This window comes from Bradyrhizobium sp. 23, from assembly GCF_023073295.1.
GTDB lineage: Bacteria > Pseudomonadota > Alphaproteobacteria > Rhizobiales > Xanthobacteraceae > Bradyrhizobium > Bradyrhizobium canariense_D.
Window position 1 is genome coordinate 42,018 of the sequence record NZ_JADPJF010000151.1, and the last position, 5,218, is coordinate 47,235.

Annotated in this window: 6 protein-coding genes; 2 read left to right on the forward strand and 4 right to left on the reverse strand. The window is 65.9% G+C overall.

The genetic code is table 11. The features are described 5' to 3' along the window. The first annotated feature begins 48 nt into the window (after positions 1 to 48). Both IVB32_RS37300 and IVB32_RS37305 read left to right on the forward strand, forming a co-directional pair. Positions 49 to 450, forward strand: coding sequence for an SRPBCC family protein (locus tag IVB32_RS37300; protein ID WP_018456081.1), 402 nt, complete (start codon positions 49 to 51; stop codon positions 448 to 450). A gap of 100 nt (positions 451 to 550) precedes the next feature. Further along, positions 551 to 1,057, forward strand: coding sequence for a hypothetical protein (locus IVB32_RS37305; protein WP_247370423.1), 507 nt, complete (start codon positions 551 to 553; stop codon positions 1,055 to 1,057). On the opposite strand, the gene IVB32_RS37310 is transcribed toward IVB32_RS37305, so the two are convergent. From IVB32_RS37310 to IVB32_RS37325, 4 genes are all read right to left on the reverse strand, one after another. Next, positions 1,054 to 2,499, reverse strand: a complete 1,446-nt coding sequence (locus IVB32_RS37310) for an MATE family efflux transporter (RefSeq protein WP_085349691.1) — start codon at positions 2,497 to 2,499, stop codon at positions 1,054 to 1,056. The genes IVB32_RS37305 and IVB32_RS37310 overlap by 4 nt on opposite strands. A gap of 161 nt (positions 2,500 to 2,660) precedes the next feature. Further along, complete coding sequence (locus IVB32_RS37315; protein ID WP_247370425.1) at positions 2,661 to 3,710, reverse strand: hypothetical protein; 1,050 nt, start codon at positions 3,708 to 3,710, stop codon at positions 2,661 to 2,663. 104 nt (positions 3,711 to 3,814) lie between these two features. Next, positions 3,815 to 4,243, reverse strand: coding sequence for a PAS domain S-box protein (locus IVB32_RS37320; RefSeq protein ID WP_247370427.1), 429 nt, complete (start codon positions 4,241 to 4,243; stop codon positions 3,815 to 3,817). A gap of 177 nt (positions 4,244 to 4,420) precedes the next feature. After that, positions 4,421 to 5,218 (reverse strand): 2'-deoxycytidine 5'-triphosphate deaminase (locus IVB32_RS37325; RefSeq protein ID WP_247413031.1); only part of this gene is annotated, 798 nt, incomplete at its 5' end.

Genomic DNA, 5,218 nt, shown 5'->3' on the forward strand with positions numbered 1-5,218 from the left:
TGAGATGACGGCGCTATCGCTAGCCTCTCTACATCAAAGGACTCAACCATGGCCTCCATCCACAACGACATTCCCCTCAACGCCCCAGCGCGCGACGTCTGGGACGCGGTGCGCGATTTCGGCGCGCTGCATCGGCGGTTGGCGCCGGGCTTCGTCACGGCCTGCACGCTCGACGGCGACACGCGCATCGTCACCTTCGCCAACGGATCGGTGGCGCGCGAGGTGCTGGTCGATTGCGACGATGCGCGGCAGCGGCTGGTCTACGCGATCAACAACGAGCGGCTGAAGCATTACAGCGCCTCGGTGCAGGTGATCGCCGAGGGCGAGGCGAGATGCCGCCTGGTCTGGATCATCGACATGCTGCCGAACGAGCTCGCGCCCTATGTGCAGGGACAGACCAAGGACGCCGTCGCCGCCATACACCGCGCGTTTCCGGCCGCAGCTGCGTGATCTTTCTCACAGAGCCCAGCCCTCGTCCGCAATAGCGATGGCGCCGTGCGTCCGGTTTGCTCCGCTCTCCCGGCGGCGCCACGCACGCGAGGAGCAGGCCATGAGAGGTGCGGACAAGGTGATCTGCCAGGCGGCCGCCGTGCTGCTGATGTTTTCGATTTCGAGCGCGCCGGCAAAGGCGCAGTTCTTCGGCGGCGGCGGTGCCGGCGGCGAGGACATAATGACCCAGATGGCGCCGATGCTCGAGATGATGAAGGCCAAGATGGGCAAGCGCCGCTTCGGCATGATGATGCAGACCATGGGCCCGATGATGAGCCGCATGATGGAGAATGGCGGTGGTGGTCTTGGCATGATGGGCGGCGGTGGCATTGGCGGCCTCGGCGCTGGCAACCTCGGCGGCGGTTTCGGCGCGCCCAATTACGGCGGCTACGCGCCGATGGGTGGAGGCGGCACCATGCCGGCCGGAATGGGCGGCATCGGCGGCGGCGATATCATGGGCATGCTCGGCGGCGCCGGTGGCGGCGACATGATGGCGATGATTCCGCAACTGATGCGGTTCGCCAATGTCGCCGGTGGTGGCGGCCATCGCCGCCACAGGCACCGCTAGTCCGCGGCGGCCGACAGAGCCGGCCTGATCGCAGGTTTGGTTTGGCGCGGTCCCCAGCGTGTCAGCACCACGCTGGAGCACGAGAGCAGGCCGAGCACGACCATCGAGCTCGCCGCCAGCCAGAAGAAGCTTTGCGCGGTGGCATCATGCGTCGACAGCCACCAGCCGACAGCCGAGATGTAGATCAGCCGCGCGGTCTGCGCCAGCACCGGGCCGATCACCTTCGCAGCGCCCTGCGACGAGAAATACATCGTCGAGGCGAGGCCGATGAAGGCGTAGAACGGCGCCACCGTCGACAAATATTGGTGGCTGGTGGCGCGCACGGTCGCGCTGTCCGTGAAGATGTTGACCCAGAGATCGGGGAAGGCCGCGACCAGGCACGCCGGTGCACCGACGGCGACGAAGGCGCTCGCCGCTGCGATCCAGGCGATGCGCCGGGCGCGGGCGATGCGGCCGGCGCCGACCGCCATGCCGATCATCGGCACCGAGGCGATGCCGAACGAGAACGCGATCGAGGTCAGCAGGAATTCCAGCCGCGCACCGATGCCGTAGCCGGCCAGGATCGCGGTGCCGAATTTCGCAAGCATGTGAGTGAAGATCGAGATCGTCAGCACCGATTGCAGCGGCGAGAAGCAGGCGATGGCGCCCACTTTGAGGATGTCGAAAAACATCGCCCATTGGATGCGAAGTCCGCGCAGCTTCGGCGTCACGCGGGCGCGGCCGGAGAACAGGTACCAGCCCATCACGCCGATATTCATGCAATAGGCAATCAGCGCGCCGGCGGCGACGCCGCGCATGCCGAATTGCGGCACCGGACCGAGGCCGAGGCCAAGCGTGCCACCGAGCACGATCTGCCAGGCCGCGGAATTGAGGATCAACAGCGACGGCAGCTTCATGTTGCCGGTGCCGCGCAGGACGCCGGCCATGGTGTTGAGCAGCCAGGGCAGCACGGCGCCGCCGAAAAACACCTGGGTGTAGGCGATCGCATGCGTCAGCACGTCGCCGCGGCCGCCGAGCATCTCAAGCACCTTGGGCCCGAAGATCAGCATGCCCAGCATGAAGACGAGGCCGAAGCTGATGCCGATCAGCAGCGCGTGCGCGGCGAGCGTCCCGGCACGCTCGCGATCGCCCGCGCCGAGCGCGCGCGCGATGGCGGAGGCCACCGCGCCGCCCATCGCACCGCCTGACATGGTCATGGTCAGGATCACTGTCGGAAACACCAGCGCCATCGCGGCCAGCGCTTCCACGCCGAGCCGTCCGATATAGGAGGTCTCCGCAATTACCGTGCAAGTGCCGGCTGAGAGCGCGACCACGTTGGGCCAGGCCAGTCCGAGCAGCGTGCGCAGGATCGGCCCGTCCATCAGCGCGCTCCTCACGGGGCGCGGAGGCGGCGGCAGCGGACGCTCTTGTTCATCGACCGGGATTTCGGCGATGTCTGACATGTCCTCTCCGGGCAAAGCGCCATTTCCGGCGCAGCAATGCTTGGGTGTGCCAATGAATTGGTTCGCGCAGGGCGCAACAAGAGGCTTGTTAGCACGACGCGCAGCGATTCCTCCTGCGCTAGGTGCAGGCGTGCCCTGCGGCAGCGCGGTGACGCCGTCGTCTACCCAATCGTCCAGAGCAATGGCGGACGACCGCTCGGTGTCGGGGACAGGTGCACGCCGATGTGCCGGCCGCACCCGGCCGCAAGCCCCTCGAACAACCCCGCCAGCACCTTGGCGCAAGCGGAGTGGTTATCGGCGACGTCTTCCATCAACCTCCAGCTCTGCTGACGGATTTCGAACGTGCCCTCGGATTGCGTCGTCTCAGCCGCATCGTCCTGCGCGACAAACAGCGCGTTGAGGAACGTCGCGAATTCGCTCGCACCGCCGCGGCCCATCGACAGCGCCGCAGCGACCTCATCGAAATATTGCATCCCGATCAGCTTGCCCGTGAGGTGCAGGAGATAGCCCGCATCCTCCGGACCGAACAGCTGCACCATCACGGGCGCGGCGGTGCGCACATATTCCATCGCATAGTTGCGATAGGCTTTTTCCAGTCTCGGCCTTGGCCAGCTTGCGACCGGCAACGCCGGAGCCGCGGCTGCATCGAACAGCGGGGCTTCGAGGTGCCGCGCGAACACGAGGCGCTGGTCGAGCTCGAGGGGCTGGTCATATTGATAATAGTAGCCTTCGAGCCCGTCCTGGCCGTCGACGCTCTGCTTGGTGCAGACGAACCCCAATCTGGTATCGCCGAGCGCCACGCCGTTGTTGGCGTGCCAGCCGCGCAGCATCGCGCGCGAGACTTCGCCCGGCACGCCGCAGATGGCAGTGCCTTTCCAGATCCAGCGCGGCGGCGGATAGCGGATCCAGGCTTTGCGGTCGCTCTCATACATGTATTCGACGTGCACGCCGCCGATCCAGTTCGAGAGATAGTGATATTGCGCGGCTGCCACGGCGGGCGGCAGATGGCTCAGCCCGAGCTTCTCCAGCCCCGGCAGGAAGCGCTCCTGCTGCTGGCGGCGGAACACGCGAAAGACGAACTCCGCAGCATCTGCCGTGCCGCGACGCGTGACCACGGTGAGGATCAGACCGGTGAAGTAGGCGTGATAGAGATCGGCAACCGCGCGCCAGCGTTTCCATTGAGCTTCCTGCGCGGGGTCTGGTGCGGTCATGTTCGCTCCCGATCGTTGTTCTGATCGAGTGTGTCAATGCATCCGGTGACGGACAAGTTGAGCCGCACGCAGGGAGCCCTGCACGCCGGCGCGCCAATTCCGCATCACGAATTTTGCGCAGGCTTAGCTTGCGAAGCTTTGGCGGCACGCTCGCGCTCGACGCGCTCGGTGACGTCGCGTGCCATCGCCACCGATCCTTGCACCACTCCAGCGGCGTCCCGCACCAGCGCAAAGGTCATCTCGATGTAGAGCTTGCGTCCGTCCTTGTGCAGCGCGCGGGTCAGTGTCGGCTTGCCCGCAAGCTTCATCGCGCCGCTGGCAAGCGCGGCCTCAAAACCTTTCCAGTGCGCGGCGCGCAGATGTTCGGGAATGATCAGGTCGAGATTCTGGCCCAGCGCTTCGTCCGCCGAGAAGCCGAACAGTGCGGACGATGCGCGGTTCCAGCGCATGATCGTGCCGGAGCGATCCGAATAGATCAGCGCGTCGGCGACGTCGTCGAGGATTCTTGCGTCGAGTTCGGATTGATCTGTCATTTCGCCACCTCGGACGTAGCCCGGATTCACTTCCCATCTTGACACAGATTCGGTGTCATCGCCCGACTTGATCGGGCGATCCAGTATTCCAGAGGCGGATGTGATCGAACCAATAGGCTACGGCGTACTGGATGCCCCGGTCAAGCCGAGGCATGACAGCGGAAGGTGAGGCTATCCCTACACCCGGAAATGCTTGCTCAGCTTCAGGCCCTGCGCCTGGTAGTTCGAGCCGATGCGCTGGCCGTACATCGCGTCGGGGCGGGCCAGCATCTTCTCGTAGACGAGGCGGCCGACGATCTGGCCGTGCTCGAGGATGAACGGCACCTCGCGCGAGCGCACTTCGAGCACGGCGCGCGAGCCTAGCCCGCCGGCGCCGGCATAGCCGAAGCCGGGATCGAAGAATCCGGCATAATGCACGCGGAACTCGCCGACCAGCGGATCGAACGGCACCATCTCCGCGGCGTAATCGGGCGGCACCTGCACCGCCTCTTTCGACGCGAGGATATAGAACTCGCCGGGATCGAGGATCAGGCTGCCGTCGGGACGGGCCGAGATCGGCTCCCAGAAGTCCTCGACGGAATAGCCGGCGCGGCGATCGACGTCGATGACGCCGGTGTGGCGCTTGGCGCGGTAGCCGACGAAGCCGCCGCTCTTCTCGCCGGAGAGATCAACAGAGACGGCGACGCCGCCGGTGAGGTCGGCATCGTCGATATCGACGAGACGCTCGGTCGCGTGCAGCGCCTCGAGGTCGTCGATGTTGAGGATGGCATCGCCGGTGCGGAAGCGCACCTGGCTCAGGCGCGAGCCCTCGCTGACCAGCACCGGAAACGTCTTCGGGCTGATCTCGGCATAGAGCGGGCCGTGATAGCCGGCACCGATCATGTCGAAGCGGCGGGTGCCGTCGGCGATCACGCGGGTGAAGACGTCGAGCCGGCCGGTCGAGCTCTTCGGGTTGGCGGCCGCGACGATTTCCGG